25 protein-coding genes are annotated in these 25,152 nt (G+C 69.2%); 17 read left to right on the forward strand and 8 right to left on the reverse strand.

Translation table 11 applies throughout. From position 1 onward, the window contains the following. Positions 1–106 precede the first annotated feature (106 nt). The 6 genes from ACYVKI_RS01780 to ACYVKI_RS01805 all read left to right on the forward strand — a co-directional run bounded on the left by ACYVKI_RS01780 (position 107) and on the right by ACYVKI_RS01805 (position 8,046). Positions 107–2,785 carry a phosphoenolpyruvate carboxylase gene (locus ACYVKI_RS01780; protein ID WP_460688627.1) on the forward strand — a complete coding sequence of 893 codons (2,679 nt, stop codon included), beginning with the start codon at positions 107–109 and terminating at the stop codon, positions 2,783–2,785. Between the two features lie 151 nt (positions 2,786–2,936). Continuing rightward, entirely contained in the window at positions 2,937–3,197 is a 261-nt protein-coding gene (locus ACYVKI_RS01785) for a hypothetical protein (RefSeq protein ID WP_460688628.1), read from the forward strand. A gap of 24 nt (positions 3,198–3,221) precedes the next feature. After that, positions 3,222–3,788 (forward strand): hypothetical protein, encoded by a 567-nt coding sequence (locus tag ACYVKI_RS01790; protein ID WP_460688629.1) that lies wholly within the window; start codon positions 3,222–3,224, stop codon positions 3,786–3,788. Between the two features lie 89 nt (positions 3,789–3,877). Continuing rightward, entirely contained in the window at positions 3,878–5,995 is a 2,118-nt protein-coding gene (locus ACYVKI_RS01795) for a prolyl oligopeptidase family serine peptidase (protein WP_460688630.1), read from the forward strand. Between the two features lie 132 nt (positions 5,996–6,127). After that, positions 6,128–7,183 (forward strand): ATP-binding cassette domain-containing protein, encoded by a 1,056-nt coding sequence (locus ACYVKI_RS01800; RefSeq protein ID WP_460688631.1) that lies wholly within the window; start codon positions 6,128–6,130, stop codon positions 7,181–7,183. Continuing rightward, a complete protein-coding gene (locus ACYVKI_RS01805; protein ID WP_460688632.1) occupies positions 7,180–8,046 on the forward strand; it encodes an ABC transporter permease in 867 nt (288 codons plus the stop codon). Before ACYVKI_RS01800 ends, ACYVKI_RS01805 begins: the two co-directional genes overlap by 4 nt. A 26-nt stretch (positions 8,047–8,072) precedes the next feature. On the opposite strand, the gene ACYVKI_RS01810 is transcribed toward ACYVKI_RS01805, so the two are convergent. Then, positions 8,073–8,522 carry a DUF4870 domain-containing protein gene (locus ACYVKI_RS01810; RefSeq protein ID WP_460688633.1) on the reverse strand — a complete coding sequence of 150 codons (450 nt, stop codon included), beginning with the start codon at positions 8,520–8,522 and terminating at the stop codon, positions 8,073–8,075. Between the two features lie 79 nt (positions 8,523–8,601). Between ACYVKI_RS01810 and ACYVKI_RS01815 the strand changes: the two genes are divergently transcribed. The 4 genes from ACYVKI_RS01815 to ACYVKI_RS01830 all read left to right on the forward strand — a co-directional run bounded on the left by ACYVKI_RS01815 (position 8,602) and on the right by ACYVKI_RS01830 (position 10,956). Continuing rightward, complete coding sequence (locus tag ACYVKI_RS01815; RefSeq protein WP_460688634.1) at positions 8,602–9,414, forward strand: SIR2 family NAD-dependent protein deacylase; 813 nt, start codon at positions 8,602–8,604, stop codon at positions 9,412–9,414. A 4-nt stretch (positions 9,415–9,418) separates the two neighbouring features. Next, positions 9,419–10,366, forward strand: a complete 948-nt coding sequence (locus ACYVKI_RS01820) for an undecaprenyl-diphosphate phosphatase (RefSeq protein ID WP_460688635.1) — start codon at positions 9,419–9,421, stop codon at positions 10,364–10,366. Continuing rightward, entirely contained in the window at positions 10,363–10,707 is a 345-nt protein-coding gene (locus ACYVKI_RS01825) for a DivIVA domain-containing protein (protein ID WP_460688636.1), read from the forward strand. The genes ACYVKI_RS01820 and ACYVKI_RS01825 overlap by 4 nt, the downstream gene beginning before the upstream one ends. A gap of 78 nt (positions 10,708–10,785) precedes the next feature. Continuing rightward, the gene (locus ACYVKI_RS01830) at positions 10,786–10,956 is read left to right on the forward strand and encodes a DUF3117 domain-containing protein (RefSeq protein ID WP_460688637.1); all 171 of its coding nucleotides are present in this window, start codon (positions 10,786–10,788) and stop codon (positions 10,954–10,956) included. Positions 10,957–10,979: 23 nt separating this feature from the next. On the opposite strand, the gene ACYVKI_RS01835 is transcribed toward ACYVKI_RS01830, so the two are convergent. Next, on the reverse strand, positions 10,980–11,630 hold the full coding sequence (locus ACYVKI_RS01835; RefSeq protein WP_460688638.1) for an O-methyltransferase: 651 nt from the start codon (positions 11,628–11,630) through the stop codon (positions 10,980–10,982). A gap of 144 nt (positions 11,631–11,774) precedes the next feature. On the opposite strand from ACYVKI_RS01835, the gene ACYVKI_RS01840 reads away from it, so the two are divergent. From ACYVKI_RS01840 to ACYVKI_RS01850, 3 genes are all read left to right on the forward strand, one after another. Then, the gene (locus ACYVKI_RS01840) at positions 11,775–12,611 is read left to right on the forward strand and encodes a hypothetical protein (RefSeq protein ID WP_460688639.1); all 837 of its coding nucleotides are present in this window, start codon (positions 11,775–11,777) and stop codon (positions 12,609–12,611) included. 20 nt (positions 12,612–12,631) lie between these two features. Further along, positions 12,632–13,270 (forward strand): Sec-independent protein translocase family protein, encoded by a 639-nt coding sequence (locus ACYVKI_RS01845; RefSeq protein WP_460688640.1) that lies wholly within the window; start codon positions 12,632–12,634, stop codon positions 13,268–13,270. Positions 13,271–13,445: 175 nt separating this feature from the next. Beyond that, positions 13,446–14,894 carry an APC family permease gene (locus ACYVKI_RS01850; protein ID WP_460688641.1) on the forward strand — a complete coding sequence of 483 codons (1,449 nt, stop codon included), beginning with the start codon at positions 13,446–13,448 and terminating at the stop codon, positions 14,892–14,894. A gap of 9 nt (positions 14,895–14,903) precedes the next feature. Here the strand turns inward: ACYVKI_RS01850 and ACYVKI_RS01855 are convergent, their stop codons facing one another. The 4 genes from ACYVKI_RS01855 to ACYVKI_RS01870 form a co-directional block, all read right to left on the reverse strand. Further along, positions 14,904–17,030 (reverse strand): TRAP transporter permease, encoded by a 2,127-nt coding sequence (locus ACYVKI_RS01855; protein ID WP_460688642.1) that lies wholly within the window; start codon positions 17,028–17,030, stop codon positions 14,904–14,906. Continuing rightward, a complete protein-coding gene (locus ACYVKI_RS01860) occupies positions 17,027–17,530 on the reverse strand; it encodes a DUF1850 domain-containing protein (RefSeq protein WP_460688643.1) in 504 nt (167 codons plus the stop codon). The genes ACYVKI_RS01855 and ACYVKI_RS01860 overlap by 4 nt, the downstream gene beginning before the upstream one ends. Then, entirely contained in the window at positions 17,511–18,578 is a 1,068-nt protein-coding gene (locus tag ACYVKI_RS01865; protein WP_460688644.1) for a TAXI family TRAP transporter solute-binding subunit, read from the reverse strand. The genes ACYVKI_RS01860 and ACYVKI_RS01865 overlap by 20 nt, the downstream gene beginning before the upstream one ends. Before the next feature lie 121 nt (positions 18,579–18,699). Next, complete coding sequence (locus ACYVKI_RS01870; RefSeq protein WP_460688645.1) at positions 18,700–19,830, reverse strand: Mrp/NBP35 family ATP-binding protein; 1,131 nt, start codon at positions 19,828–19,830, stop codon at positions 18,700–18,702. A gap of 111 nt (positions 19,831–19,941) precedes the next feature. Between ACYVKI_RS01870 and ACYVKI_RS01875 the strand changes: the two genes are divergently transcribed. After that, complete coding sequence (locus ACYVKI_RS01875; RefSeq protein ID WP_460688646.1) at positions 19,942–20,913, forward strand: YflT domain-containing protein; 972 nt, start codon at positions 19,942–19,944, stop codon at positions 20,911–20,913. A gap of 109 nt (positions 20,914–21,022) precedes the next feature. On the opposite strand, the gene ACYVKI_RS01880 is transcribed toward ACYVKI_RS01875, so the two are convergent. After that, positions 21,023–21,295 carry a GlsB/YeaQ/YmgE family stress response membrane protein gene (locus ACYVKI_RS01880; protein WP_460688647.1) on the reverse strand — a complete coding sequence of 91 codons (273 nt, stop codon included), beginning with the start codon at positions 21,293–21,295 and terminating at the stop codon, positions 21,023–21,025. A 313-nt stretch (positions 21,296–21,608) separates the two neighbouring features. Continuing rightward, positions 21,609–23,216 carry an aminopeptidase P family protein gene (locus tag ACYVKI_RS01885; protein ID WP_460688648.1) on the reverse strand — a complete coding sequence of 536 codons (1,608 nt, stop codon included), beginning with the start codon at positions 23,214–23,216 and terminating at the stop codon, positions 21,609–21,611. A gap of 60 nt (positions 23,217–23,276) precedes the next feature. Between ACYVKI_RS01885 and ACYVKI_RS01890 the strand changes: the two genes are divergently transcribed. From ACYVKI_RS01890 to ACYVKI_RS01900, 3 genes are all read left to right on the forward strand, one after another. Next, positions 23,277–24,137: a PHP domain-containing protein gene (locus tag ACYVKI_RS01890; protein ID WP_460688649.1), complete on the forward strand. Its 861-nt coding sequence runs from the start codon at positions 23,277–23,279 to the stop codon at positions 24,135–24,137. 76 nt (positions 24,138–24,213) lie between these two features. Then, positions 24,214–24,870 (forward strand): TetR/AcrR family transcriptional regulator, encoded by a 657-nt coding sequence (locus ACYVKI_RS01895; RefSeq protein ID WP_460688650.1) that lies wholly within the window; start codon positions 24,214–24,216, stop codon positions 24,868–24,870. Positions 24,871–24,914: 44 nt separating this feature from the next. After that, the gene (locus ACYVKI_RS01900) at positions 24,915–25,148 is read left to right on the forward strand and encodes a DUF3107 domain-containing protein (protein WP_070160761.1); all 234 of its coding nucleotides are present in this window, start codon (positions 24,915–24,917) and stop codon (positions 25,146–25,148) included. Positions 25,149–25,152: the final 4 nt, after the last annotated feature.

A 25,152-nucleotide genomic window follows, 5' to 3' on the forward strand; every position in this document is an offset into this window, starting at 1 on the left:
CGACCTTGGTACCGTGGAGGACGTTTCTGCGTGACGACGGGGTCGCGCGGACCTCCACCATGTATCCCTCGCGGAGTCCCTCCGCGACCAGACAGAGGAGATTCGCATGCCCCATCAGTCCCCGACTCCTGCGCGCGCCCGGATCGCCGCCACCCATGAGATCCCCGAGGCCATGCGGCATGATGTCGGCCTGCTCGGCGAGCTGCTCGGGCAGGTCCTCACCGAGTACGGCTCACCGGGTCTGCTGGAGGATGTCGAGGCCCTGCGCGAGCTGACCATCGCCGCGCTGGAGGACCCCGATGGCGCTGTGCTCGCCCGCGCCGAGGAGCTCGTCGAGTCCTTCTCCGCCGATCGGGCCAAGGAGGTCGCCCGCGCCTTCACCTGCTACTTCCTGCTGGCGAACCTGGCTGAGGAGCAGCACCGGATCCGAACCCTGCGTGCCCGAGACGGGGAGATCCCGCTCGAGGAGCAGCAGCCCGCGGACTCCGTCGCGGCCGCCTTCGCTCACCTGCGGGCCGAGGTCGGCCAGGAGGAGGCCGAGCGGCGGTTGAAGGAGCTGCGCTTCCACGCGGTGCTCACGGCGCACCCCACCGAGGCACGCCGCAACGCCATCGCCGCTTCGGTGCGGCGTATCGGCGACCTGTTGGATCGGCGCGACGACCCGCGCATGGGCTCCGGCGCGCTGGCGCAGAACCGTCGGGAGCTGCTCGGCGAGATCGACAATATGTGGCGCACCGCCCAGCTGAGGGTCTCCAGCCCGTCGCCGTTGGACGAGGTACGCACGGCGCTGTCCGTCTTCGACTCCTCCTTCTCGCAGGTCTTCACCCAGGCCTACCGGCGCATGGACGACTGGTTGCAGGGTCAGCTGGGCGGCACGGAGGCGCCGAAGGCTCCGGCCTTCATCCGGCTGGGGTCCTGGATCGGAGGAGACCGGGACGGCAACCCGAACGTCACCGCCTCGATCACCCGTGCCGCCGTCGCCCAGGCCGCCGACCGGATCCTCGGGGATCTGGAATCCCGCGCCCGGGCCGTCGGCCTGGCGCTGACCCTCGACGACCGCTACACCCCGCCCAGCGAGGAGCTCTCAGCCCTGTGGGGCCAGCAGCGTCAGCTCTCCGAGGAACTGACCGACCAGGCCGCTCAGCACTCTCCGCGGGAACCGCATCGTCAGGTGCTGCTGGCCGTGGCGGGCCGCCTGGCCGCCACCCGTTCCCGCGATGCGGACCTGTCCTACGAGTCCCCGGAGGAGCTCCTCGCCGACCTGAGGGTCATCCAGGACTCCCTGGTCGCCGGCGGTGCGAAGCGAGCCGCGTACGGGGATCTGCAGGAGCTGGTGTGGCAGGTGGAGACCTTCGGGTTCCACCTGGCTGAGCTGGAGGTCAGGCAGCACTCCAAGGTACATTCCCAGACCCTCACCTGGCTGGAGGACCCCGAGGGCGTCGGGAAGACCGCGGTCCCGGGGGAGGAGGTCATCGAAACCTTCCGCGCGATCGCGTCCGTGCAGCAGCGGTTCGGCGTCGATGCCTGCCGTCGGTACATCGTCTCCTTCACCCAGTCGGCCCAGAACCTCGCCGATGTCTACACGCTGGCCGAGAAGGCCCTCGGAGGCCCGGAGCAGGCCCCGGTGCTCGACGTCATCCCGCTGTTCGAGACCTACGAGGACCTGCAGAACGCCCCACGGATCCTCGAAGAGACGCTTCAGCACCCGGCGGTCCAGCGTCGGCTGGAACAGACCGGGCGCCGCATGGAGGTCATGCTCGGGTACTCCGACTCAGCCAAGGACGTCGGACCGGTGGCCGCGACCCTGGCGCTGTACGAGGCCCAGGAGAAGATCGCGGCCTGGGCGCTGGAGAACGCCATCACGCTGACCCAGTTCCACGGCCGCGGCGGTGCCCTGGGCCGCGGCGGAGGCCCGGCCAACCGGGCGATCCTCGCCCAGCCGCCGCACTCAGTGGACCTGCGGTTCAAGGTCACCGAGCAGGGGGAGGTCATCTCCGCCCGCTACGGCCACCCGGAGATCGCGCTGCGCCACATCGAACAGGTCGCTGCGGCGACGCTGATGGCTTCGGCACCATCGACGGAGCAGCGCAACGCGGAGGCCGCCCGTCGATTCGCCCCGTTGGCGGCGCACATGGACGCGGTCTCTCGTGAGCGCTTCCACGGCCTGGTCGACGCCGAAGGCTTCGCCCCCTGGTTCGCCCAGGTGACTCCGCAGGATGAGGTCGGTCTGCTGGCCATCGGCTCGCGCCCAGCCAAACGGGGCCTCTCCGTCGAGTCCCTGGAGGACCTGCGGGCCATCCCATGGAACTTCGCCTGGGCGCAGGCCAGGATCAACCTGACCGGCTGGTACGGGCTCGGCTCGGCTCTGGAGGCGGTCGGCGACCTGGAGCAGCTGCGCGAGGCCTATGCCGAGTGGCCGCTGTTCCGTGCGCTGATCGACAACATCGAGATGTCGTTGGCCAAGACCGACCGGCGCATCGCCGAACGGTACCTGCAGCTCGGTGACCGGGCTGATCTCGGGGAGCTGGTGCTGGAGGAGCTGGATCTGACCACCAAGTGGGTGCTGGCGATCACCGACCAGCCCCGCCTGCTGGAGGAGCACCGGGTGCTCGGGCGTGCGGTGGAGCTGCGCAACCCCTACGTGGATGCGCTGTCCCTGCTGCAGCTCAGGGCGCTGCGTGCCTTGCGCACTTCTGAGCTCGACGACGCCGAGGTCGAAGATCCGCGTAACCTGCTGCTCATCACGCTCAAGGGAGTGGCCGCCGGCCTGCAGAACACCGGCTGAGCCGGTGGGCGGTGCCGGACCGGCCGCATCGAGTGAGCCCCGGATGGGAGCGACTCTTGGATGACGGGGCGGCGGGCGTGTCCTGGTCGCGCCTGACCTCCGGGGCCGGAACCTGCGGCACCGTTCGGATCATTCGAGGGGGCGTGGGCGGATGCGGCGGTCCAGCGGAGCGGCGGTGGCAGCGGTGCTGCTGCTGACCGGCTGTGGGATCTCGGAGGGCACTGACATCGCGGAGGTGCTGGCCGACGAGGAGTTCATCGGCGGTGGGGTGAACTGCGGGAACGCCTCGGTGGAGGTCACCACGGCGTTCACGTGCTTCATCGATGATCTGGCGGTGGGGGAGACCGGGGCGAGTCCGGCGCTGGAGGTGGCCTACCTCAGCGATGACGAGATTCTGGTCGAGGGGGTCTGAGATCTTCCCGCAGCGACTGCGCAGATGATCGACGAAGACCGCGAGGAGGAGCGCGCGGTCGCCTCCTTCCCGGCCGAAAGCGAGGAGCTGCTCCTGCTGATCCTGTTCGCGCAGGACTGGGCGTGGCCGGGCGGCGAAGATCTGGAGCAGCCCGCGGTCCTTGGGCTCGAATTCGACGGCCGACGCACCCAGGTGCTGACTCTGGATGATGCCACCGCGACGGTCGGGGGACAGAGCCTGCTGATCTCCGTGCCGGAGGAGGCCCCGGCGGCCGTGGTCCTTGAGTTCGATGGCCATGATCAGCGCGTGGATGCTCGCACCGGGCGGCGTCAGCTGCCGCAGGACGATCCTGCGGCGGGCTGGTACAGCCTGGCCCCGGTGCATCCGCACCAGAGTCTCATCTGGGACCCCGAGGTCATCGCAGGAGACCAGGATGTGGACGGCCTCGAGGACCGGCGGGCGACGGGTGGGCCTCCGAGGTCGTCGTGGCGATCCCTCCCGCGGCGGATGAGATCCTGCTTCGACTCGAGGGTGAGGTGGAGGTCTTCGACCTCGACCGCGACGAGACCACCGGCTCGGGGGAGCTCCTGACCGACGACGAGACGCTCCTGCAATCACGTGCAGCGGAGTCCGGGTGCCGGACGGGCCGCTGATGACACGGCGGGAGTAGGATGGCCCTCATGACAGTTACCTCTGGCAACCGGTCCGTGCCGCCGCTCATCGCTCCCGACGCCGACCCGCACCTGTGGTTGGAGGAGGTTACCGGGGACGACGCCCTGGCCTGGGTGAGACAGCGCAACGCCCGCGCCGAGGAGGAGCTGGTCGACGACGCCTTCGTCGCCCTGCAGTCCGGCATCCGCGAGATGCTCGACGCGAGCGACCGCATCCCCGTGGTCTCCCGCCGCGGGGAGCATCTCTACAACTTTTGGACCGATGCCGCGCATCCGCAGGGGATCTGGCGCCGCACCACGGAAGAGTCCTATCGCACGGACGAGCCCGAATGGGAGGTGCTGATCGACCTCGACGAGCTCTCCGCCGCCGAAGGTGTGACCTGGGTGTGGCACGGTGCCACCGTGCTGCGGCCCCGGCAGGAGGGTGAGCGGTGGCGGCACGCGCTGGTCTCGCTGTCCCGGGGCGGCTCGGACGCCGACGTCACCCGAGAGTTCGACCTTCTCGAACGCCGCTTCGTCGCCCCGGAGGAGGGCGGGTTCGCCAAGCCCGAAGGCAAGGGCTCGGTCAGCTGGATCGACGTCGACACCGTCTACATCAGCACCGACCATGGTGAGGACGCCGTCACCACCTCCGGGTATCCGCGCACCTGCCGCCGGTGGCGCCGCGGCACTCCTCTTGAGGAGGCTGAGACGGTCGTCTCGGTGGAGCCCGACCACATGGTCGCTGCCGCCGGGCACCTCGGCACCCCAGGATTCGAGCGCGACATTGCGGTGCGCGTGCTGGGCTTCTACGACCGGGAGACCCTGCTGATCGACCAGGCCGGCCTGCGTCGTGTGGAGGTCCCCACCGATGTGCGGGTCAGCATCCACCGGGACCTCTTCCTGCTCATGCCCCGCACTGAGACGACCCTGCAGGGCCAGACCTTCCCTGGCGGCTCGCTGGTGGTCGCCGACATCGATGACTTCATGGCCGGCCGTGCCGAGCTGACGGCGCTGTTCACCCCGGACGCCTCCACCTCGCTGCAGGACGTCACCGCCACGCCGCAGTGCCTGGTGCTGACCGTCATGCAGGATGTGGTGCACCGTGTGGAGGCCCATGTCCGGGCCTCGCAGAGCCCTGCCGACTGGCGCCGGGTCCCGGTCTTCGAGGATCTGACCGGCACCCTGTCCGTGGCGGCGGTGGACCCGGAGGAGTCCGAGCAGGTGTGGATCACCTCCGAGGACCACCTGAAGCCCACCACTCTGCACCGGGGGGATCTCTCCGGGCTGCTCGACGGCGGGCGGGAGACTCACGAGGCGCTGAAGTCCGCCCCCGAGCGCTTCGACGCCTCGGGTCTGACTTCGGTGCAGCGCTTCGCCACCAGCGACGACGGCACGCGGGTGCCCTACGTCCTGATCGGCCCGCAGGAGCTGCTCGCCGCAGGCTCCGAGGCGGAGCCGAGGCCCACGGTGCTCTACGGCTACGGCGGCTTCGAGATCTCCATGACCCCGGGCTACCTGGGGGTGGTCGGCAAGGCCTGGCTGGAGTCGGGCGGAGTCTACGTGGTGGCCAACATCCGCGGCGGCGGCGAGTACGGCCCGGACTGGCACCGTGCTGCGCTGCGGGAGAACCGGCACCGCGCCTATGAGGACTTCGCCGCCGTCGCGAAGGCCTTGGTGGCCACCGGCGTCACCACAGTGCCGCAGCTGGCCTGCCGCGGCGGCTCCAACGGCGGTCTGCTCACCGGGAACATGCTCACCCGGTATCCCGAGCTGTTCGGAGCGGTGGTCATCCAGGTGCCGCTGCTGGACATGAAGCGGTTCTCCCATCTGCTGGCGGGTGCCTCCTGGCGCGCTGAGTACGGGGATCCGGACACTGCGGACTGGCAGTTCATCCGGGGCTTCTCTCCCTATCACCTGCTGCAGGAGGGGCGCCGGTATCCGGCGGTCCTGCTGACCACCTCCACGCGGGATGACCGGGTCCACCCCGGGCACGCCCGCAAGATGACGGCAGCTCTGGAGTCCCTGGGGGCCGATGTGAGGTACTGGGAGAACATCGAGGGAGGGCACGGCGGTGCGGCCAGCCCTGAGCAGCAGGCCCGGCTGACCAGCTTCATCTACCGGTTCCTCCAGCAGCAGCTCAGCTGAACTCGTCCCGGGACACCACCGCAGGCGCGGCGTGCGGTGCGCAGGGGAAGACGGAGGCGCTGTGAATCTGAGTACAGCGTACGTTATGCTGTCCGGGTCCTCCTCACCACTCTGCGGGAGAAAGGAGCACGCATGAGCGTGCCGACAGCGGATCCGGCCGTCGAGACCCGCGCCCTGATCAAGAGATTCGGCGACAACACCGCCGTGGACGGCGTCGATCTCTCCATCCCCCGTGGGGGCATCTACGGAGTGCTGGGGCCCAACGGTGCCGGCAAGACCACCGTGATCCGGATGCTCGCCACCCTGCTGCGTCCCGACGGCGGCGAAGCCCGCGTACTGGGCCATGACGTCTTCGCCGAACCGGCGATCATCCGCGACAAGATCGCCCTGACCGGCCAGTTCGCCTCGCTGGACGAAGACCTCACCGGCATCGAGAACCTCGTGCTGCTGGGGCGTCTGCTCGGGTTCCCCGGCCGGACCGCGCGACGTCGGGGCCACGAGCTCCTGGAGGCCTTCGGGCTCGCCGAGGCGGCGGGTCGCCAGGTGAAGAAGTACTCCGGCGGTATGCGTCGCCGGCTGGACATCGCTGGCTCCCTGCTGGTCACCCCGGAGCTGATCTTCTTGGACGAGCCCACCACCGGCATCGACCCGCGATCCCGCAACCAGGTGTGGGACATCATCCGGACGCTGGTCGGCGCCGGGACCACGGTGCTGCTGACCACCCAGTATCTGGAGGAGGCGGATCAGCTGGCGGACCGGCTGGCCGTCATCGACCACGGTCGGGTGATCGCCGAGGGGACCCCCGGCCAGCTCAAGGCCCAGGTCGGCTCCGGAGCCCTGAGCGTGCGGGTGGTCGATCCGGCAGATCGCGAGCAGGCCGCCGAGCTGCTCGCCCGCACGATCGAGGCTGAGGTGACCCGTGAGGCTGATCCGACCGCGCTGACCGCCCGGCTCAACGAGCGCTCCCGGGCCGCAGCGGCCCTGAGCGCCCTGGAGGAGGCGCATATCGAGGTCGAGACCTTCGCGCTCGGTCAGCCCAGCCTGGACGAGGTGTTCCTGGCGCTGACCGGGCACCGCGCCGACCATGAGGGAGAGCACGCCGAGGCCGCCGCCGCGGACCAGGACGGGGCCGCCGCCGATGAGACCGACGGTGGTCGGGACGACCAGGAGGAGGCGAGCATCCGATGAGCACCCATGGGACCACCACGCTGCACGAGTCCGAACGGATCCGCCACATCTTGGTCAGCCCGGAGGACCGCCCCGCACGGGCCGGGGCCTTCAGCGCCTCGATGACCTACGGCTGGCGCGCGCTGCTGAAGATCAAGCACGTCCCTGAGCAACTCTTCGACGTCACGATCTTCCCCATCATGATGACGGTCATGATGACCTACGTCTTCGGCGGGGCCATCGGTGAGGCGATGGCAGGAGGCGACTCGCAGTCCGCCGTCGACGCCTACGTGCAGTTCCTCATCCCCGGGGTCTTCGTTCAGACGCTGGTGATGATCACCATGTACACGGGACTGACCCTGAACCGGGACATCTCCAAGGGCGTCTTCGACCGCTTCCGCTCCCTGCCCACCTGGCGGCCCGCGCAGCTGGTCGGAGCCCTGCTCGGCGACCAGGTGCGCTACACCATCGCCGGGGTGATCATCCTGGTGGTGGGCGTCATCATGGGCTTCCGCCCCGGCGGTGGGATCACCGGTGCCGTGGCGGCCTTCGCGCTGCTGCTGATCTTCAGCTTCTGCCTGTCCTGGGTCTGGACCACGGTGGCGCTGCTGATGCGCACCGAACAGGCCGCTATGGGGGTGTCCATGTTCATCCTGATGCCGCTGACCTTCGTGTCGAACATCTTCGCGGACCCGCAGACGATGCCGGGGCCCGTGCGGGCCTTCGCGGAGGTCAACCCGGTCTCCACCGTGGTCGCCGCGGTGCGCGACCTCATGGACGGCACCTACGACGTCGGCGGCCTCACCATGGTGCTGGTCTATTGCGCAGTGCTGGTGGTGATCTTCGGGCCGCTGTCCATGGTCATCTACAACCGTAAGAGCTGATCGGCCTCCGGTCCGTCAGCTGAGGCTCACTTGATGAAGCGGATGCTGATCGGGTAGCGGTATGGGCGGCGGTTGTAGGCGGCGATGGAGGCCATGATCCCGAAGATGATGGCGCAGATCCACAGGGCGATCCAGAGCAGGATCCCGATGAAGACGAACATCAGCACGATCGAGACCATATACCCGATGAACAGGGTGATCTGGAAGTTCAGCGCCTCCTTGCCATGATCGTCGATCAGCCGGCTGCGCTCCCGGAAGACCAGCCAGACCACCAGCGGCACGAGCCAGGAGAGGAACACGCCGCCGAGGTGCACCGCCACTCCCCACCCCTGCTCCTCAGCGGGGGAGAGTGCCTGCACGGGCGGTGCGGGGTCGCCGGCAGGCGGCTGCGGGCCTCCTGCAGGCTGCTGCGGAGAGTTCTGCGGGTTGTTCGGGTCGAAGGGTTCAGGCCCCTGACCTGTCGGCTGCTGCGTCATGGCTCCTCCTGCAAGTGAGAGTGTGTCCAGGCCCTTCTCAGCTTAGTGCGCCGGGGCGTCAGTGGATACGGTGGTCAGCATGCGAGAGCTGTCTGTGACCGAATCGGTGCCGGAGGATGTGGTGGCTCTGGTCCGCGGGGCGCGCCGGGTGGTGGTGCTCAGCGGGGCCGGAATCTCCGCGGAGTCGGGGGTGCCCACCTTCCGCGAAGTCCAGCGCGGGCTCTGGGAGCGGTTCTCCGCCGAGGAACTGGCCACTGTCGACGCCTTCGAGAACGACCCCGCCCTGGTGTGGACCTGGTATCGCTGGCGGCAGTCGCTGGTCGCCGCCGTGCGGCCCAACGCGGGGCACCGGGCGCTGGCCGGCTGGCAGGAGCACCTCGGCGCTCACCAGGGCTGGCTCGCAGTGGTGACTCAGAACGTGGATGACCTCCACGAACGGGCCGGCTCCGAGGTGCTGGGGCACCTGCACGGCAGCCTCGCGGCGCACCGCTGCACTGACTGCGGCGAGCCGGCCGAGCTGCCCGCCCCCGCCTATGATGGCTTCACCGAGCCTCCGGAGCCCGAGGACCCGCCCGCCTGTGACTCCTGCGCTGACGGTGTGCTGCGTCCGGATGTGGTCTGGTTCGGCGAGGCCCTCCCCGGGGAGGCGTTCGACGCCGCCACCGCCGCCATTCGGGCGGCAGATCTGGTGCTCGTCGTCGGAACCTCGGGGATCGTGCAGCCGGCCGCCTCGCTGCCGCTGCTGGCCCTGGAGCGCGGGGTGCCGCTGATCGAGATCAATCCGGAGGAGACCGGGCTGACCGAGGTCATGGACTTCGCGATCCGTGGCCGTTCCGGTGACGTGCTGCCCCGGCTGCTCGCTGCCGCCGGCATCCCGACTGACAGAAGGTGACCCCGTGACCGTGTGGGAATCTGTGCTCCTGGGCGTGGTCCAGGGGCTGTTCATGTTCATCCCGGTGAGTTCGTCCTCCCATCTGGTGCTGACCCAGCACTGGATGGCGGCCACGGGGTCCCCGCTGCCCTCTCCGGACACCCCAGAGATGATCCTGTTCAACCTGGTCGTCCATCTGGGCACCATGGTTTCGGTCGTGCTGGTCATGCACCGGCCTCTGGCCCGGCTGCTCAGCGGCACTGTGCGAGAGCTGCGGCTCTGGGCGCGCCGCCGGACCCTGCGCCACATGATCCACCTGAAGCTGATGCTCTTCGGGGTGGTCACCACCGGGGTCACCGGTGTGCTGGGCCTGGTGGTCCGCGAGTACGGCACCGGTGTGTTCGCCACCCCCTGGGCGGTCTCGCTGATGCTGCTGGTCACCGGGGCGATCCTCTGGTGGACCGACACGGTCCGGGACACCTGGCGGGGCGCGGCGCAGATGACGATCTGGGTGGCGCTGCTGATCGGGCTGGCGCAGGCCGCCGCGCTGTTCCCGGGGCTGAGCCGGTCCGGGCTCACCATCGCGATGGCGCTGGCCCTGGGCATGCACCGCAAGATCGCCGCGCAGTACAGCTTCTTCGTGGCCATCCCGACCATCGTCGCCGCCACGGGGATGCAGTCGCTGAGCCTGCTGGACCATCGCGGGCCGTTGATGATCGGCGTCGATGCCTATGTGGTGGCCTTCCTGGTCTCCGCAGTGGTGGGCGCCGCCGCCCTGTGGATGGTGCTGCGCATGCTCTACCGGGGCCACTTCCGGGTCTTCGCGGTCTATGTGGTGATCCTCGCTGTGGTCACCCTGATCGTGCAGCCCGAGACCGAGCCGGAGGAGCTCGCCGAGGCCGCCGGTCCTCCCGGCGTCGCACAGGTCGGCCAGGTGGCAGACGGGACCCTCGCTGAGGGGCTCTGGCGATGATCTGGCTCTATCTGCTCTCCGTGGCCCTGCTCGGCGCCGTCGTGGTGCTGCTGGTGGGCCGTGCCGAGGGAGTCCAGGCTCCCGCGGAGGAGGCCCCGGCGGACGAGGTCGCCGATCTGCTCGCCGCCCGCGAGGGGGCCCCGATCACCGCGGCCGATCTGCGCCAGGTCCGCCTGCAGCCGGCGCTGCGGGGCTACCGCATGGAGCAGGTCGATCGGCTGCTCGACGCGCTCGCCGAGCAGCTCGATGACCGCCGGGACCCCGCCCCTCAGGGTGGTCGGGAGGGCCCCGAATCGGGCCCAGACGGGGCTGATCAGGACATACACGGGTCTTCCGGGTGACATTCGCCCCCTGTGGGGGATAATGGAGAGGGATGTGCGACACATCTGCACAGAGGAACACCAGAAGGGATGCACTCGATGGCTGCAATGAAACCGCGTACCGGCGACGGTCCTATGGAGGTAGCTCAGGAAGGCCGCAGCCTCATCATGCGGGTGCCCATCGATGGTGGGGGTCGCCTGGTGCTGGAGATCAACCAGGAGGAGGCGCAGGCGCTGAAGCAGTGCCTCGTCGAGGCCGTGGGGGAGTGAGGCCCCACTGAGGTCCGCTGTGTTCAGCGCTTGACGGCGACGAGCAGCCCGGTGCCGGTGCCGAGCATCGTGCTCACCAGGCGCTCGTCGTCGCGCACGGCACGTTCCACCGCGCGCTTGACGCCGGTGGACTCCTCCCGCACCGCGGGCCGCGGCACGCGGTCATGGTCCAGCGCATCGTTGACGATCAGCAGACCTCCCGACCGCAGGAGCCGGACCCCCTGGCCGACGAACTCCTCCAGCCCGGGACTGTCCGCGTCGAGATGGACCACACAGTAGCCGCCGCTGGTGAGGCGGGGCAGGACCTCTTCGGCCCGACCGGTGATCAGCCGGGTGCGCCCCGGGGACACCCCACCCTCCCGGAAGGTGGCCCGTGCCGCATGCAGGTGGTCGGCATTCGGGTCGATGCTGGTGAGCACCGCCTCGGGTGCGGCGCCGCGCAGCAGGGCCAGTCCTGAGACGCCGACACCGGTGCCCACCTCGACGATCCCGCGCGCCCGGGCGGCCGCGGCCAGCACGGTCAGCGTGGATGCAGTCCCCTCGCTCACCGGGGTCAGGCCCAGATCCTTCGCGCGCAGCCGCGCGGCTTCCGGCGGGTGATCCTCCGCGCCGTGGTGTTCGGCGTACTCCCAGCTGGCATGCTTGGCGGACTGCGGACTGTTGACGAATCTCATGGGGCCTTCCTGCGCGGACCTCGGGCTCGGTGCTGGAGCCGGGGCGTCGCTCGCCGACGCGTTCGGCCACCATCCTATAGAGCCTCTTCGTGACTCAGGCGATTCCCAGCTTGCTCTCAGCATCACCTCGCACAATGGTGCCCGATGTCCACGCCCTCCCTGCGTCGCCCACCGGCCGATGATCGTGCCGCCGCGCCCCGTGCCGGCTGGCTCGTCGTGCTGTGTCTGATGGCCACGGTGACGGTCGGAACAGTCGTCTTCGCGGCCGCCTGGATCGCTGGAGGCCGCAGCGCGGCCCCGCCGGAGTCTGTGGCCTCCCTCATCCCCGCCGACGCCCAGTCCACCGGCTCTCCGGCCGTCTCCGCGCTCGCGGGGGGCTCCGGGCCACAGGAGCAGGCTGCGGATGCTGCGGATGCCGCACACGACGCCATGCACCTGCCGGGCGCCGTGGAGCAGACCCGTGTCCATGAGGTCGATGTGGCCCGCCTCGACCAGCTCAAGCCGCTGGGCTGGACCGTCGGCCATCTGGTCGACTTCGGATTCGGCTTCGACCCGGAGTCCCTCGAGACCGCGGCGGTCGACGGCGTGCGCACTGTGGAGCTGCACCTGGCCGAGGCCGATCACCATATCAGCGTCGCCGAGACCCGTCCGGAGAGTGGGACGGCGGAGCTCGCTCCGCTGGAGGAGACGCTGACGGAGATCCTCGAGGAGGACCGGTTCGAGCATCAGGAGGTCAGGCTGGGCGGCGGGGAGGACTGCGACCTCTATGTCGCCCTGGAGGGGGAGCGGTGGATCGCCGCGGTCGCCTCGGCCGAGGTCCAGTACGTGATCACCTCGAACCTGCCGGAGTCTGCGGCCCCTGGGGTGGCGGACTGGGTCCTGGCGTCGGATCGCGCGCGGGTGCAGATCCTGCCCGGCGTGCCCACCGGAGCGGACCGCCTGGAACGGGGACTTGACGAGCTGTTCAGGTGGATCGACTGAGTTCACGGTAGATTTGGTCTGTGCTTGGTATCAACGGTTATGAGCTCATCATCCTGGTGGTGCTCGCTCTGGTCATCCTCGGCCCCGAACGACTGCCGCAGTATGCCCAGACGCTCGCCGAGTGGGTGCGCAAGGCCCGCGGCATGGCCGAGGACGCCAAGAAGCAGTTCAAGGAGGAGACCGGGACAGACTTCGACGACGTCGACTGGAAGAGATACGATCCCCGCCAGTATGACCCCCGTCGGATCATCCGTGAGGCTCTGGCCGAGGAGTACGAGACCACACGTCGCGCCGTGGACGACGTGCGCGATGCGGCCCGCATCGAGGCACCGCGTCGGCCGCGGAACGGAGCCGGAGCCCCCCGTTCGGCCGGCGGACGTGCCGGGGCGGGGCCGCGCCCCGGCTCGCGAGCCAGCAGCGCCGGTGCCGCCGGTGCCGCCGGTGCGGCCGGTGCGGCGGGTGCGGACCGTGGGTCCGCGACTCCTGACCCCCGCGAAGTCTTCGGCTCGGGCGTGAGAGACACGACCTCCGGCGCCCTCGCGGCGGGCCTGGCCGGTGCCGCGGTCACCAGTGCCGAGGACACCGACGCGGACGATCGTGCCCAGGGCGAGCAGCCCCCTGAGCTGCCGCCCGCTCCCTTCGACGTCGACGCCACCTGACCCCGGGCGGCTCATGTGCTGAGTCCGAGCTGACCTCGGACGACTCTCCTTCGGGTGACTCTCCTCCCCGTCGAACGCAGCGGTGACACCGGGACGAAACATGTCTATGGTGTGATCCACACCTGACATCGGTGTTCCGCAGCACTGCTCGACGAGGAGAGACACGGAGGCCATCATGGGCGAGGCACAGACATCCCGACGGTTCATCCCCTCACTGGGGCGGCTGGAGACGTTCTTCCTCGGGTTCGGCGCGATGATCGGCTTCGGCTGGATCGTGCTCACCGGGGACTGGCTGAACAGCGCCGGAACTCTCGGAGCCGCTGCAGCCTTCATCATCGGCGCGATCATCATGGCGCTGGTCGGGCTGGTCTACTCCGAGCTGGTCTCGGCGATGCCGCTGGCCGGCGGGGAGCACAACTACCTGCTGCGCGGCTTCGGCCCCCGGCTGGCCATGCTGGGCTCCTGGGGCATCGTGGGCGGCTATGTCACAGTGGTCGCCTTCGAAGCGGTGGCCATCCCCCGCACCGTGGCCTACATCTTTCCGCAGGTCCATCAGATCCCGCTGTGGACCGTCGCGGACTCCCCGGTGCACCTGACCTGGGCGCTCATCGGTTCCGGCACAGCGGTGCTGCTCACCTGGCTGAACATCCGCGGGATCAAGCCGGCCAGCCTGTTCCAGACCTCGGTGATCCTGTTCGTGGTCGTCGTCGCCGTGGTGATGCTCGCCGCCGCACTCTTCGGCGGGGAGCCCTCCCATGCCGAACCCCTGTTCACCGGAGGCACCGCCGGGATCATCGCGGTGCTGGTGATGGTGCCCTTCCTCTTCGTGGGATTCGACGTCATCCCGCAGTCCGCCGAGGAGGTCAAGCTGTCGCCGCAGAAGATCGGCCGGCTGGTGGTCGTCTCGGTGCTGGCCGCAGCCGCCTTCTACATCCTCATCGTGCTGACCACCTCGGTCGCGCTGCCCGCGGCGGAAATGGGCGAATTCGACCTCGCCACCGCGGATGCGATGGCGGTGCTGATGGACTCGCAGGTCTGGGGCAACCTGGTCGTGGCCGGGGGCCTGGCGGGCCTGCTGACCTCGTGGAACGCGTTCCTCATCGGTGCCTCGCGACTCATCTGGGCCATGGCGAACGCCGGCATGCTGCCGGCCTGGTTCGCGAAGCTGCACCCGCGCAACGGGACCCCGGTCAACGCGCTGCTCTTCATCGGTGGGCTCTCGGTCATCGCCCCGTTCTTCGGAGAGGCGATGCTGGTCTGGCTGGTGGACTCCGGCTCGCCGAGCATCGTCATCACCTACCTGCTGGTCGCGGTGGTGTTCCTGGTGCTGCGTCGGCGGGAGCCGCAGATGCCCCGCCCCATGCGTGTCGGTGGGCGCTCGGAGCTCGGCGGACTCGCCGTCGGGCTCAGCGCTGCGGTCGCCTCCGCCGCGATGCTGGTGCTCTACCTGCCCGGCATGCCGGCGTTCCTCGAGCCCCAGCCGTGGCTCATGTTCGGCCTGTGGTGGCTGCTGGGGATCATCTTTGTGCTGCGCCTGCCCGGCGGGGTCAAGCCCGGTCCTGGTGCCGAGGAGGATCTGCAGGCCGCGATCGCCGCCCGCCGGGAGCGGCGCAGCGCCCACTGATCTGGCCGCTCAGATCGCCCGGATGCTCAGCGTCCCGGCGCGTCGGGCCGCGATCACCTGCACGAGCAGCACCACCGCCACTAACGCAGCGCCGATGAGGTCGTAGAGGACGTCCGCCGAGAGCATCATCACCGCGCCCACGGCCAGCACGATCCGCAGGTACCAGGGCACCGGCACCATGAAGTGGCCCTCCAGCGCCACACCCAGGAGCAGCACCGCTAGCAGGGCGGAGGCGACGACGGCGACGCCGGTGAGGAAGTCGACGTCGCGCAGCAGCAGGTCCGGGTTGTAGACGAACATGTAGGGGATGACGAAGCCCGCGGAGGCGAGCTTGAACGCCGCGCCTCCGGTCGCCATCGGCTTGCCGCCGCTGATGCCTGAGGCCGCGAAGGCTGCCAGAGCCACCGGCGGAGTGATGTTGGCGAACAGGCCGAAGTAGAACACGAACAGGTGGGCCACCAGGGGCTCCACTCCGAGAGTGGTCAGCGCTGGGGCGGCCATGGTGGCGGTGACGATGTAGGCGGGGATCGAGGGGAGCCCCATGCCGAGGACCAGACAGGCGAGCATGGTCATCACCAGTGTCCAGAACAGGACCCCGCCGGAGAGCTGCACGATCGCCGAGGCGAGGGTGACGCCGAATCCGGAGATGGTCACCACCCCGACGATCACGCCCACCGAGGCGCAGGCCACTGCCACGCCCAGGGCGGAACGGGTGCCGTCTTCCAGGGCCTGCAGGATGTCGCGGAGGCTCATCCGACTGGTGCGGCGCAGCATCGCCACCGCGACGGTGACCAGGATGGTCAGGAACGCCGAGTAGAGGATGGTCCGGCCGGAGAAGAACAGCATGTAGAGCAGGAACACCAGCGGGAGGAGCAGATGTCCCCGGTCCTTGAGGACGTCGAGCACATCGGGCAGGTTCTCCTTGGCGATGCCCTTCAGCCCCATGCGGGTGGCCCGCAGGTGGATCTGGGCGATCAGGCTGACGTAGTAGAGCAGGGCCGGGACGATGGCGGCCAGGGCGACGGTGGTGTAGGGGACGCCGACGGTCTCGGCCATGATGAACGCCGCAGCTCCCATGATCGGTGGGAGCACCTGGCCGCCCACAGAGGCGCTGGACTCCACGGCGCCGGCGAAGTTGCGGCTGTAGCCGATCTTCTTCATCAGCGGGATGGTGAACGCTCCGGTGGAGACCACGTTGGCGATGGCCGAGCCGTTGATCGAGCCCATGAACCCTGACGCCAGAGTGGCGACCTTCGCCGGGCCGCCCCGCCCCTGACCGGCGATCGCCAGGGCGAGATCGTTGAACATCTGGCTCATCCCGGACTTGGCCAGGAAGGCGCCGAAGAGGATGAACAGGAAGATGTAGGTCGACGAGACGCCGATGGCGGTGCCGAAGATCCCCTCTGTGGTGGTGAAGAACTGATCGGCCAGGGTGTTCCAGTCATAGCCGCGGTGGCGGAACAGCCCGGGCAGCTCGCGTCCGTAGAGTCCGAAGAGGACGAACAGCACGGCCAGGATCGGCAGCGCCCAGCCGGTGACGCGACGGGCCGCCTCGAGGACCAGTACCACCAGGAGGCTGGCGACGATGATGTCGCTGGTGGTGAATCGTCCTGCCTGCGTGACGATCTGCTCGTAGTTGCTCCACATGTACCAGACCGGGATCAGCGAGAGCAGCGCCAGGGCAGCGTCCGGGATCCTCCACCAGGCTGCCCGGGCACGCCGTGCCGGCGGGTAGAGCATGAAGACCAGGAACAGGATCAGGCTGACATGCAGTGAACGGTGGATCAGTGTCGGCGGGGAGCCGAAATAGGCGGTGTAGAGGTGATAGACCGCGGTGAAGATCGCCACGGCGCTGATCAGCAGGGCCAACGGACGCCAGTGCGCCTGCCGGATGCGGGACTCCGCGTCGTACTTCGACGCCGCCTCGGCGGCCTCCTGCTCCCTGGACCGACGCTCCTCCTCAGACTCGGGGAGGACTGCCACGGTCCTCTCCGCGGTGAGGGGAAGGTCGGCGTCCTGTCCGGGGGTGCGGGTGTCCCGGGGATCCTGGGGGTCCCTGGGGTCCCTGGGGTCCCTGGGGTCCCTGGGGTCCCTGGGGTCGTCGACGTCGTCGGCGGGATTCTTCTCCCTGGTCATCCTGGCCTCAGTTCTAGGGGTTCACTGTCGGGAAGCTCTCGGGCGTCGAGGCGGCCGGTGTCGCCGTCGACGCCGATGCGGTAGTCCACCCGGTGGGAGTGGATCCAGCGGATCGCCTCGAAGGGGCGGTCGATGTCCTCGATGACCACCAGGCCGTCCTGGACGCTGACGGTGCCCTCGTCCAGGGGCATGCCGGCGCCGTACTCCGCGAACTCGGTGCGTACCAGCAGGAGCCCATCGTCGGTGAAGCGATAGCTGTCGGTCCAGCGGGATCGTTCGATGGAGTGGACCCAGGAATGGGTGATCACCGACCCGATCTCCACTTCCAGAGAGGCGTAGACCTCCTCGGTGCGCTGGTGACGGCAGATCAGGTGGTGCCGGGTGTCGCAGCCGCTGAGCAGCAGCCCGGAGGAGAGCGCGACGGCGGCTGCGGCACCGCTGCGGGTGAGCAGCCGCCGTCGCGTCAGCTCCGAGGGGAGGTCACTCGTCGTCGGCCTCATCCTCGTCGGCATCCTCGGTGTCCTCGGCTCCGGTGTCCTCGGCTCCGGTGTCCAGGCCCTGTTCCTCCAGGTACTGCTGGGCGCCGGGATGCAGCGGCACGACCATGCCCTCGGTGGCGGTCTCGAGCGTGATGTTCTCCGCCTCGGCGTGTGAGGCGTGCAGACGATCGATGTTGTCGAACAGGGCCGCGGTGATGTCGTAGACGGCCTCCTCGCTGATCTCCGGGGAGACCAGCAGGTGGTTGGTCACGCTGACCGTCTCCACGTCCTCCTCGTCCTGGTAGGTGCCGGCCGGGATGACGTTCTCGCCGAAGAACTCATACTCGGCGAGCAGGTTCTCTCGCCCCTGCCCATCGATCGGCACGGTGACGAAGTCCGTGCTGGTGGCGAGCTCGGTCAGCGACGGGTTCGGCAGTCCTGAGGTGGCGAAGAGCGCGTCGATGTGTCCGTTGGCCATCTGGTCGGTGGCCTCCGCGTAGGAGAGGTAGTCCTCGTTGATGTCGTCATAGGTGAGGTCGTAGGCACCCAGGACCATCTGGGCGTTGAGCTCCACACCGGAGCCGACGTCGCCGACGGCGACGTTCGCACCCTCGAGGTCCTCCACCGACTCGATGCCCGCACCCTCGCGGGCGATCAGCTGCACAGTGTTGGGGTACATGGTCATGATGGCCAGCAGCCCGTCCCGGGGGTCGTCCTCGAAGGGCCCGGTGCCCTCCAGGGCCTGGACGGTCGCGTCGCCCATCGTGAAGGCGATCTCGGCATTGCCGTCGCTGAGCAGGTTGATGTTCTCCGCGGAGGCGCCGGTGGCCTGCACCGAGGTGTCGGCGCCGAGCTCGTCGGCGAGCAGGTCCGCCATCGTGGCGCCGATCTGGTAATAGACCCCGGAGGAGCCGCCGGTGGCGATGGTGAGGAAGTCGGCGTCCTGGCTGCCGACCTCGTCGCCGCCCCCAGCCGCAGAGTCGCCGTCGTCGCCGCAGGCGGTCAGCAGCAGGGCTGAGGCCGCCAGGGCGGCTGCGGCCGTGCGAGCGCGTGCATGGGTATGGATCATAGGGATCTCCCTCGTCATTCTGTGGTGCTGATGGGTGTCGGGCACGACGTGCCGTGACGCACAGCACCATCCTAGGTGAGAGACATCACTGCCTGTGGCAGATCCGACGCGCCGGGGCGGGTCAGGCGGGCCCGAAGGGCAGTCGACGGTCGGTGAGACGGCGCGGACGCCGGGCCAGCTGGTCGGCCACCTCCCGCAGGGCGGCACCGGAGGGGGAGTCCGGCGCGGAGAGGACCGCAGGCGCGCCGTCGTCCCCTGCCTGTCGCAGTCGCGTGTCCAGCGGGACGCTGCCCAGCAGTGGGACGTCGGTCCCGAGCTGCTCGGTGAGGCGGTCGGCGACGATCTGCCCGCCGCCGGAGCCGAACAGGTCCAGCGTGGTGCCGTCTTCCAGGGTCAGCGGGCCCATGTTCTCCACCACGCCGGTGACTTTCTGGTCGGTCTGGGTGCTGAGCGCGCCGGCGCGCTCAGCGATGGAGGAGGCGGCGGCCTGCGGCGTGGTCACCACCAGCAGCTCCGAGCCGGGCAGCAGCTGCGCGACGGAGATCGCGATGTCCCCGGTGCCCGGGGGCAGGTCGAGCAGCAGCACGTCGAGGTCTCCGAAATGGACATCGGTGAGGAACTGCTCCACCGCACGGTGCAGCATCGGTCCGCGCCAGGCGACGGCCTGATTGCCCTCGAGGAACATGCCGATGGAGATCGTCTTCACCCCGTGCGCCACCGGGGGCAGGATCATCTCGTCCAGACGGGTGGGCTTGTCGACGATGCCCATCAGATCCGGCACGGAGAAGCCGTGGATGTCGGCGTCGATGAGTCCGACCTTCAGCCCCTCGGCGGCCAGGGCGCAGGCGAGATTGACCGTGACCGTGGATTTGCCGACCCCGCCCTTGCCGGAGGCGACCGCATAGACACGGGTCAGGGAGTCCGGCTGGGCGAAGCGGTTGATCCGTCCGGACTCTCCGCCGCGCAGCTGGTCCTTCAGCTCCGCACGCTCCTCGGGAGTCATCACGCCCAGATCGACCGTGGCGGTGGTGACTCCTTCGGCGCGGACCGCAGCTGCCGTGACGTCGTCGATGATCCGGCTGCGCATCGGACAGCCCTCGATCGTGAGTTTGATGTGGACGTGGGCGGCACCGGTCTCGTCCACTGTGATGTCTCCGACCATGCCCAGTTCGGTGATGGGCAGCCGGATCTCCGGGTCGAGCACCTCGGAGAGTCGGGTGCGGATGCGCTCGATGACGGGGGAATCAGACACCCGCCCAGTCTAGGGGTCGGAGGCGGCCGCCGGACTGACGATCGAGTGCGCCGTGTGCGAACGTCGGGCAGTTCCGCCGTCGGAGCTGAGGCGACGGGGCAGAATGGTGTCATGTCGACCAATGCTCCGATGATGTCTCCGCAGCACAGCGGGCTGCCCCGGGGTGAGCTCCTGGGCCGCTACCGCTCCTATGAGGACGCCCAGAAGATCGTGGATCATCTGGCCGCCGCAGAGGACTTCGACATCAAGACGCTCTCCATCGTGGGCAATGACCTGCGGACGGTGGAGCACATCCGCAGTCGGCTCTCCTACCCTCGGGTGGCCGGGGCCGGGGCCGCGCAGGGGGCGATGTTCGGCGCGTTCATCGGTCTGCTGATCGTGCTGTTCAGCCCGGAGGCCGGCATCCCGGACCTGCTCATGGCGGTCCTGCTGGGCATGGCGATCTGGATGATCGTGGGGGTGATCAGCTACGCCATCCGTCGAGGACGGCGCGACTTCGCCTCCTCGTCCCAGCTGGTGGCGACCACGTTCGACGTCGTCTGCGACTTCTCCGTCGCACACCGGGCACGGCAGCTGGTGGCCGGAGCCGGTGTGCGCGGCGTGACGGCCGCTGACGACCCCACATCCCAACCGTTGGCTCCGATGCCTCCGTCCTCGGGGGCGGCTGCCCCGTCAGCGGACGGTCAGCGCGCTGGGTCGGACCCCGTGGGCGCCTCCGCCGGGCCTGCTGGGGACGGCTCCGGTCCGCCACGGGACGGTGCGGATTCCGAGGTGCAGCCGCGGACCGGGTATCAGGATCTTCCGGACGGCCGCCCTCGGTTCGGAGTGCGCGTCACCGACCAGTCGAGCGGGGACCAGTCGAGCGGGGATCAGGTGCGTGGGGACGAGCTGAGCGGGGACGAGCCGAGTGGGGACGAGCCCGGTGAGACCCAGGCCAGTGAGACTCAGGCCGTGCCTCCGGAGAGCGGCCCTCGGGCGACTTCTCGGCATGCTTCGGAGAGCGCCAGACCCGGGACGAGCAGCGCGGACAGCGGCGCCGTCAGGGATGCGGCGCGGCCGCCCCACGACGACCGGGGAGACTGACGGGTCCTGAGACTGACGGGCCCTGAGGCTGCGGCGCCGGGACGCCACCGCATTCGGGGTGCCCGCGTGCCGGGCTGCGGTGCTGCGGGGTCTGCCGCGGGGCCTGTTCTCAGGCCGCAGGTGCGCGGCGTCCGGCGATCGCCTGCCAGATGAACGCGACGATCACACCGCCACCGATGGCGAACAGCCAGGTGCCCAGGTCGAAGAAGGCGTCGTTGACGTTGACTCCGAAGATGGCGGAGGCGATGAATCCGCCGAGCAGGGCACCGAGCACACCGGTGAGCAGCGCTGCGATCCAGCCGCCGGGCTGTGTGCCGGGAAGGATGGCGCGGGCGATGGCGCCTGCGATGAGACCGAGGATCAGCCAACCGATGATGCTCATATGAGCCTCCTCTGTACCGTGTTCGGACCTTTCTGGTCCGTGTCGTCAGCATAGGGCCGCCTGCGGGTGGATGAACAGCTATGATGCGCCCGCCGCTCGGTCCTGTCTCACAGCGCTTCGGCCCTGCTCACGGGCATGTCGTGCCGGTGGGACCGCGCTGTCGATCGAGGAGTCATCTTCCGGCGCACCTGGGTCCGCGGGACGCGCGTCAGCATGGTGAGACGTGCCGGAGAGTGACCTCTGGATGGATCAGACGGGCGCCACCGGGTGGTGGCGCCCCAGAAGGGGCTCAGCCCTCCCCGATCGAAGGGGCTCAGCCCTCCCAGATCCCGCGCATCCAGGATTCGACGTCGTCGGCGGTCCGGGGGAGCGCGGCGGAGAGGTTCTCCGCGCCCTCGGCGGTGACCAGGACGTCGTCCTCGATCCGCACACCGATGCCGCGGTACTCCTCCGGCACGGCGAGGTCCTCCGCCTTGAAGTACAGGCCGGGCTCGATGGTGAACACCATGCCCTCCTCAAGCACGCCGTCCAGGTAGAGCTCCCGCTTGGCCTGGGCGCAGTCATGGACGTCCAGGCCCAGGTGGTGGGAGGTGCCGTGCGGCATCCACCGCCGGTGGTGCTGGCCGTCGTCCGAGAGCGCCTCCTCGAGGCCGACCGGCAGAAGTCCCCAGGAGTCCAGATGCTCGGCGAGCACCCGCACGGCGGCCTGGTGGATCTCCCGGAAGCGGATACCGGGCCTGACCACGTCGAAGGCGGCGTCAGCGGCGGCAAGGACCGCCTCGTAGACCCGGCGCTGCACGTCGCTGAAGCTGCCGCTGACCGGCAGAGTGCGGGTGATGTCGGCGGTGTAGAGGGAGTCGGCCTCGACGCCGGCATCCAGCAGCAGCAGATCGCCCTCACGGACGTCGCCGGTGTTGCGGATCCAGTGCAGCACGGTGGCGTTGTTCCCGCTGGCTGCGATGGTGTCGTACCCCAGGTCATTGCCTTCGAGGCGGGCTCGGGCGAAGAACGCCCCCTCGACCACCCGTTCGCCGCGGGAGTGGCCCACCGCGCGGGGCAGAGCCGCGACGACGTCGTGGAATCCGGCGATGGTGGAGGCCACGGAGGTGCGCAGCTGCTCCACCTCCCAGCCGTCCTTGACCAGGCGCAGCGCGGAGAGCGTCTCGGCCAGCTCGGCATCGAGCGAGTCTGAGGCCTCCAGGTCCACTCCCGTGTTGATGCGGGAGGTGTCCACCAGGGCGTCCACGTTGAGGTCCACCTCGCGCAGCAGACGGATCCGGGTGCCGCCGATCTCGACGGCGCCGGCGTTCTTGGTCACCCCGACCTCCAGCTCCGCGAGGTCCGCGGTGCGGATCCCCAGCCGCTGGCGGAACTCCTCCAGTCCGGGGCGAGGGCCGATCCAGAACTCCCCATGGCGGGCGTCGGCGTAGAACTCTTCGGTGTCCCGGCCGGCCATGGGCTTGAAGTAGAGGGTGCACTCATGGTGGCCGCCGTCGTCGCCGGTCCCTTCGTCCACCGGCTCGAAGACCAGGGTGGCGTCCGGCTCATGGTCGACGCCCAAGCCGGTCAGGTGGGCGAAGGCCGAATGGGGACGGAATCGATAGTCGGTGTCGTTGGAGCGGACCTTCAGCGGGCCCGCCGGCACGACCAGGCGTTCGCCGGGGAAGGCCTCGGAGGCCTGCCTGCGGCGTCGGGCCGCATGGTCGGCCACGTCGTCGCGGGGGTGCTCCACCGTCTCGGCGGGGGCCCAGGAGGAGGCCATGAACTGCCGGAACGCGTCAGAGGTGGGGCGCTGGGATCGGTTCGATCCGCGGTCCTGGAGCGGCTGGGCGTCGGTGTCGCCCGCCGCCGTCGACACGTCCTCGGCTGTGGTCTCGGACGTGATCTCGGATGAGGAGGGATGATTCTGCGAACTGAGCATGGGCACCAGTCTTGCACTTTCGGGAGGCGGCTCCCAGGGAATGACGGTTACAGTGAGTCCATGGGCGTCGATCTCCACACGCATTCGTACTGCTCCGACGGGACGCAGTCGCCGGCGGACGTCGTGGCCACCGCCAAGCGGGCAGGTCTCGACGGCCTGGCCCTGACCGACCACGACACCACCACCGGCTGGTCGGAGGCGATGCGCGCGGCCCAGGACCATGAGATCCTGCTGATCCCCGGCATGGAGATCACCACGCTGACCGACGACCGCGTCAGCGTCCACATGCTCAGCTACCTCCATGACCCCCACCATGAGGGCCTGGCCCGCGCCATCCGCGAAGCCCGCTCAGGGCGCGTGGTCCGGGCCCGGCGCATGGCCGAGAGGCTGAGCTGCGACTTCCCGCTGACCTGGGATGACGTGGTGGAGCGGGTTGCTGACGGTGCCACTGTGGGGCGGCCGCACCTCGCTGACGCGCTGGTCGCCGTCGGTGCCGTGGCGAACCGGCAGGAGGCCTTCGACCGGCTGCTCTACCGAGGGTCTCCCTACTACGTCAGCCAGGAGAACATGCACCCGACGACGGCGATCCGGCTGGTCCGCGACGCCGGCGGGGTCCCGGTGATCGCCCACTCCATGGCGGCCAGCCGCGGACGGACCGTCTCCATGGAGCAGATGGAGGAGATGATCGACGCCGGGCTCGGGGGAGTGGAGGTCTGGCATCGGGACAACCCGGAGTCCGGGCGACGGACCCTGCTGCGGCTGGCTCGCCGCCACGATCTGCTGACCACCGGATCCTCGGACTACCACGGTGCCGGCAAGCCGAACCTCATCGGTGAGAACACGACCTCCCTGGACACGGTCGCCGAGCTGCTCGACCGAGCCAGCGGCTCGCCGGCCTATGGGCGGATGCCCGGGCTCTGACGCGGAGGAAGTCTCAGTGGCGGACATGGCGGCGCCTGCAGGCCGTGGTCGGTGCGGTTCCGTACACTGGGTGTCCATGACACAGGACGAGACCATCTCCGGGCCGGCGGCCTCCCCGCGCGCCAAGCGGATGCCGCGCGAGCAGCGGCGGCGGCAGCTGCTGGACTGTGCGTTGCAGGTTTTCGTGGCCAAGGGCTATCACGCCGCCTCGATGGATGACATCGCCGATGTGGCCCAGGTCTCCAAACCGGTGCTCTACCAGCATTTCCCGGGCAAGCATGAGCTGTTCCTGGACCTGCTGGACACCCATCTGGGACAGCTGGAGCAGATGGTCACGCTGGCGCTGGCCTCCACGGAGGACAACAAGGAACGGGTCTCGGCCACGACCACCGCCTTCTACGAGTTCATCTCCCGGAAAGACGAGGCCTATCGGCTGCTCTTCACCTCAGGGATGGACAATGACGAGGCGGTGGAATCACGCATGGAGAGGTTCTACGAGAACGTGGCCCACGCCATCGCCGAGGTCATCGCCGATGACACCGGACAGCCGATGGCCGAGTCCACGTTGCTGGGGCACGGGCTCCTGGGACTGATCACCTCGGCGGCCCGCCATTGGAGCAGGCTCTCGGAGCGCCCGGATCTGGACGTCTCGGCCCAGCTGACCTCTCGTTTGGCTTGGCGCGGAATCTCCGGCTTCCCCAAGGAGACCGACGCCGGCACGTCGGCACAGTAGGTAGTATCGGATCGGCACAGATCGCGCCGAGCCGAAGGAGTGGCATGGAAGTTCGAATCGGAGTCCAGAACGTCTCCCGCGAGATCGTCATCGAGACCGACGCCTCAGCGGAGGACGTCGAGAAGACGGTGGCTGACGCGGTGGAGAACGCCAAGCCGCTGCTGACCCTCACGGATCGTCGTGAGAAGAAGATCGTGGTGCCGGTCGCCAGCATCGGATATGTGGAGATCGGCTCCGACACCAAACAGACTGTGGGCTTCGCCGCAGTCGCCGAATGAAAGA

The organism is Nesterenkonia suensis, assembly GCF_054782935.1.

Excerpts from the sequence above, each read along its gene's own strand:
- ACYVKI_RS01795 (WP_460688630.1), top strand. The coding sequence starts at position 3,878 with ATGACAGTTACCTCTGGCAACCGGTCCGTGCCGCCGCTCATCGCTCCC.
- ACYVKI_RS01780 (WP_460688627.1), top strand. The coding sequence starts at position 107 with ATGCCCCATCAGTCCCCGACTCCTGCGCGCGCCCGGATCGCCGCCACC.
- ACYVKI_RS01805 (WP_460688632.1), top strand. The coding sequence starts at position 7,180 with ATGAGCACCCATGGGACCACCACGCTGCACGAGTCCGAACGGATCCGC.
- ACYVKI_RS01815 (WP_460688634.1), top strand. The coding sequence starts at position 8,602 with ATGCGAGAGCTGTCTGTGACCGAATCGGTGCCGGAGGATGTGGTGGCT.
- ACYVKI_RS01865 (WP_460688644.1), bottom strand. The coding sequence starts at position 18,578 with ATGATCCATACCCATGCACGCGCTCGCACGGCCGCAGCCGCCCTGGCG.
- ACYVKI_RS01830 (WP_460688637.1), top strand. The coding sequence starts at position 10,786 with ATGGCTGCAATGAAACCGCGTACCGGCGACGGTCCTATGGAGGTAGCT.
- ACYVKI_RS01835 (WP_460688638.1), bottom strand. The coding sequence starts at position 11,630 with ATGAGATTCGTCAACAGTCCGCAGTCCGCCAAGCATGCCAGCTGGGAG.
- ACYVKI_RS01840 (WP_460688639.1), top strand. The coding sequence starts at position 11,775 with ATGTCCACGCCCTCCCTGCGTCGCCCACCGGCCGATGATCGTGCCGCC.
- ACYVKI_RS01785 (WP_460688628.1), top strand. The coding sequence starts at position 2,937 with ATGCGGCGGTCCAGCGGAGCGGCGGTGGCAGCGGTGCTGCTGCTGACC.
- ACYVKI_RS01810 (WP_460688633.1), bottom strand. The coding sequence starts at position 8,522 with ATGACGCAGCAGCCGACAGGTCAGGGGCCTGAACCCTTCGACCCGAAC.
- ACYVKI_RS01850 (WP_460688641.1), top strand. The coding sequence starts at position 13,446 with ATGGGCGAGGCACAGACATCCCGACGGTTCATCCCCTCACTGGGGCGG.
- ACYVKI_RS01825 (WP_460688636.1), top strand. The coding sequence starts at position 10,363 with ATGATCTGGCTCTATCTGCTCTCCGTGGCCCTGCTCGGCGCCGTCGTG.
- ACYVKI_RS01885 (WP_460688648.1), bottom strand. The coding sequence starts at position 23,216 with ATGCTCAGTTCGCAGAATCATCCCTCCTCATCCGAGATCACGTCCGAG.
- ACYVKI_RS01855 (WP_460688642.1), bottom strand. The coding sequence starts at position 17,030 with ATGACCAGGGAGAAGAATCCCGCCGACGACGTCGACGACCCCAGGGAC.
- ACYVKI_RS01875 (WP_460688646.1), top strand. The coding sequence starts at position 19,942 with ATGTCGACCAATGCTCCGATGATGTCTCCGCAGCACAGCGGGCTGCCC.
- ACYVKI_RS01890 (WP_460688649.1), top strand. The coding sequence starts at position 23,277 with ATGGGCGTCGATCTCCACACGCATTCGTACTGCTCCGACGGGACGCAG.
- ACYVKI_RS01895 (WP_460688650.1), top strand. The coding sequence starts at position 24,214 with ATGACACAGGACGAGACCATCTCCGGGCCGGCGGCCTCCCCGCGCGCC.
- ACYVKI_RS01790 (WP_460688629.1), top strand. The coding sequence starts at position 3,222 with ATGATCGACGAAGACCGCGAGGAGGAGCGCGCGGTCGCCTCCTTCCCG.
- ACYVKI_RS01800 (WP_460688631.1), top strand. The coding sequence starts at position 6,128 with ATGAGCGTGCCGACAGCGGATCCGGCCGTCGAGACCCGCGCCCTGATC.
- ACYVKI_RS01880 (WP_460688647.1), bottom strand. The coding sequence starts at position 21,295 with ATGAGCATCATCGGTTGGCTGATCCTCGGTCTCATCGCAGGCGCCATC.
- ACYVKI_RS01900 (WP_070160761.1), top strand. The coding sequence starts at position 24,915 with ATGGAAGTTCGAATCGGAGTCCAGAACGTCTCCCGCGAGATCGTCATC.
- ACYVKI_RS01860 (WP_460688643.1), bottom strand. The coding sequence starts at position 17,530 with ATGAGGCCGACGACGAGTGACCTCCCCTCGGAGCTGACGCGACGGCGG.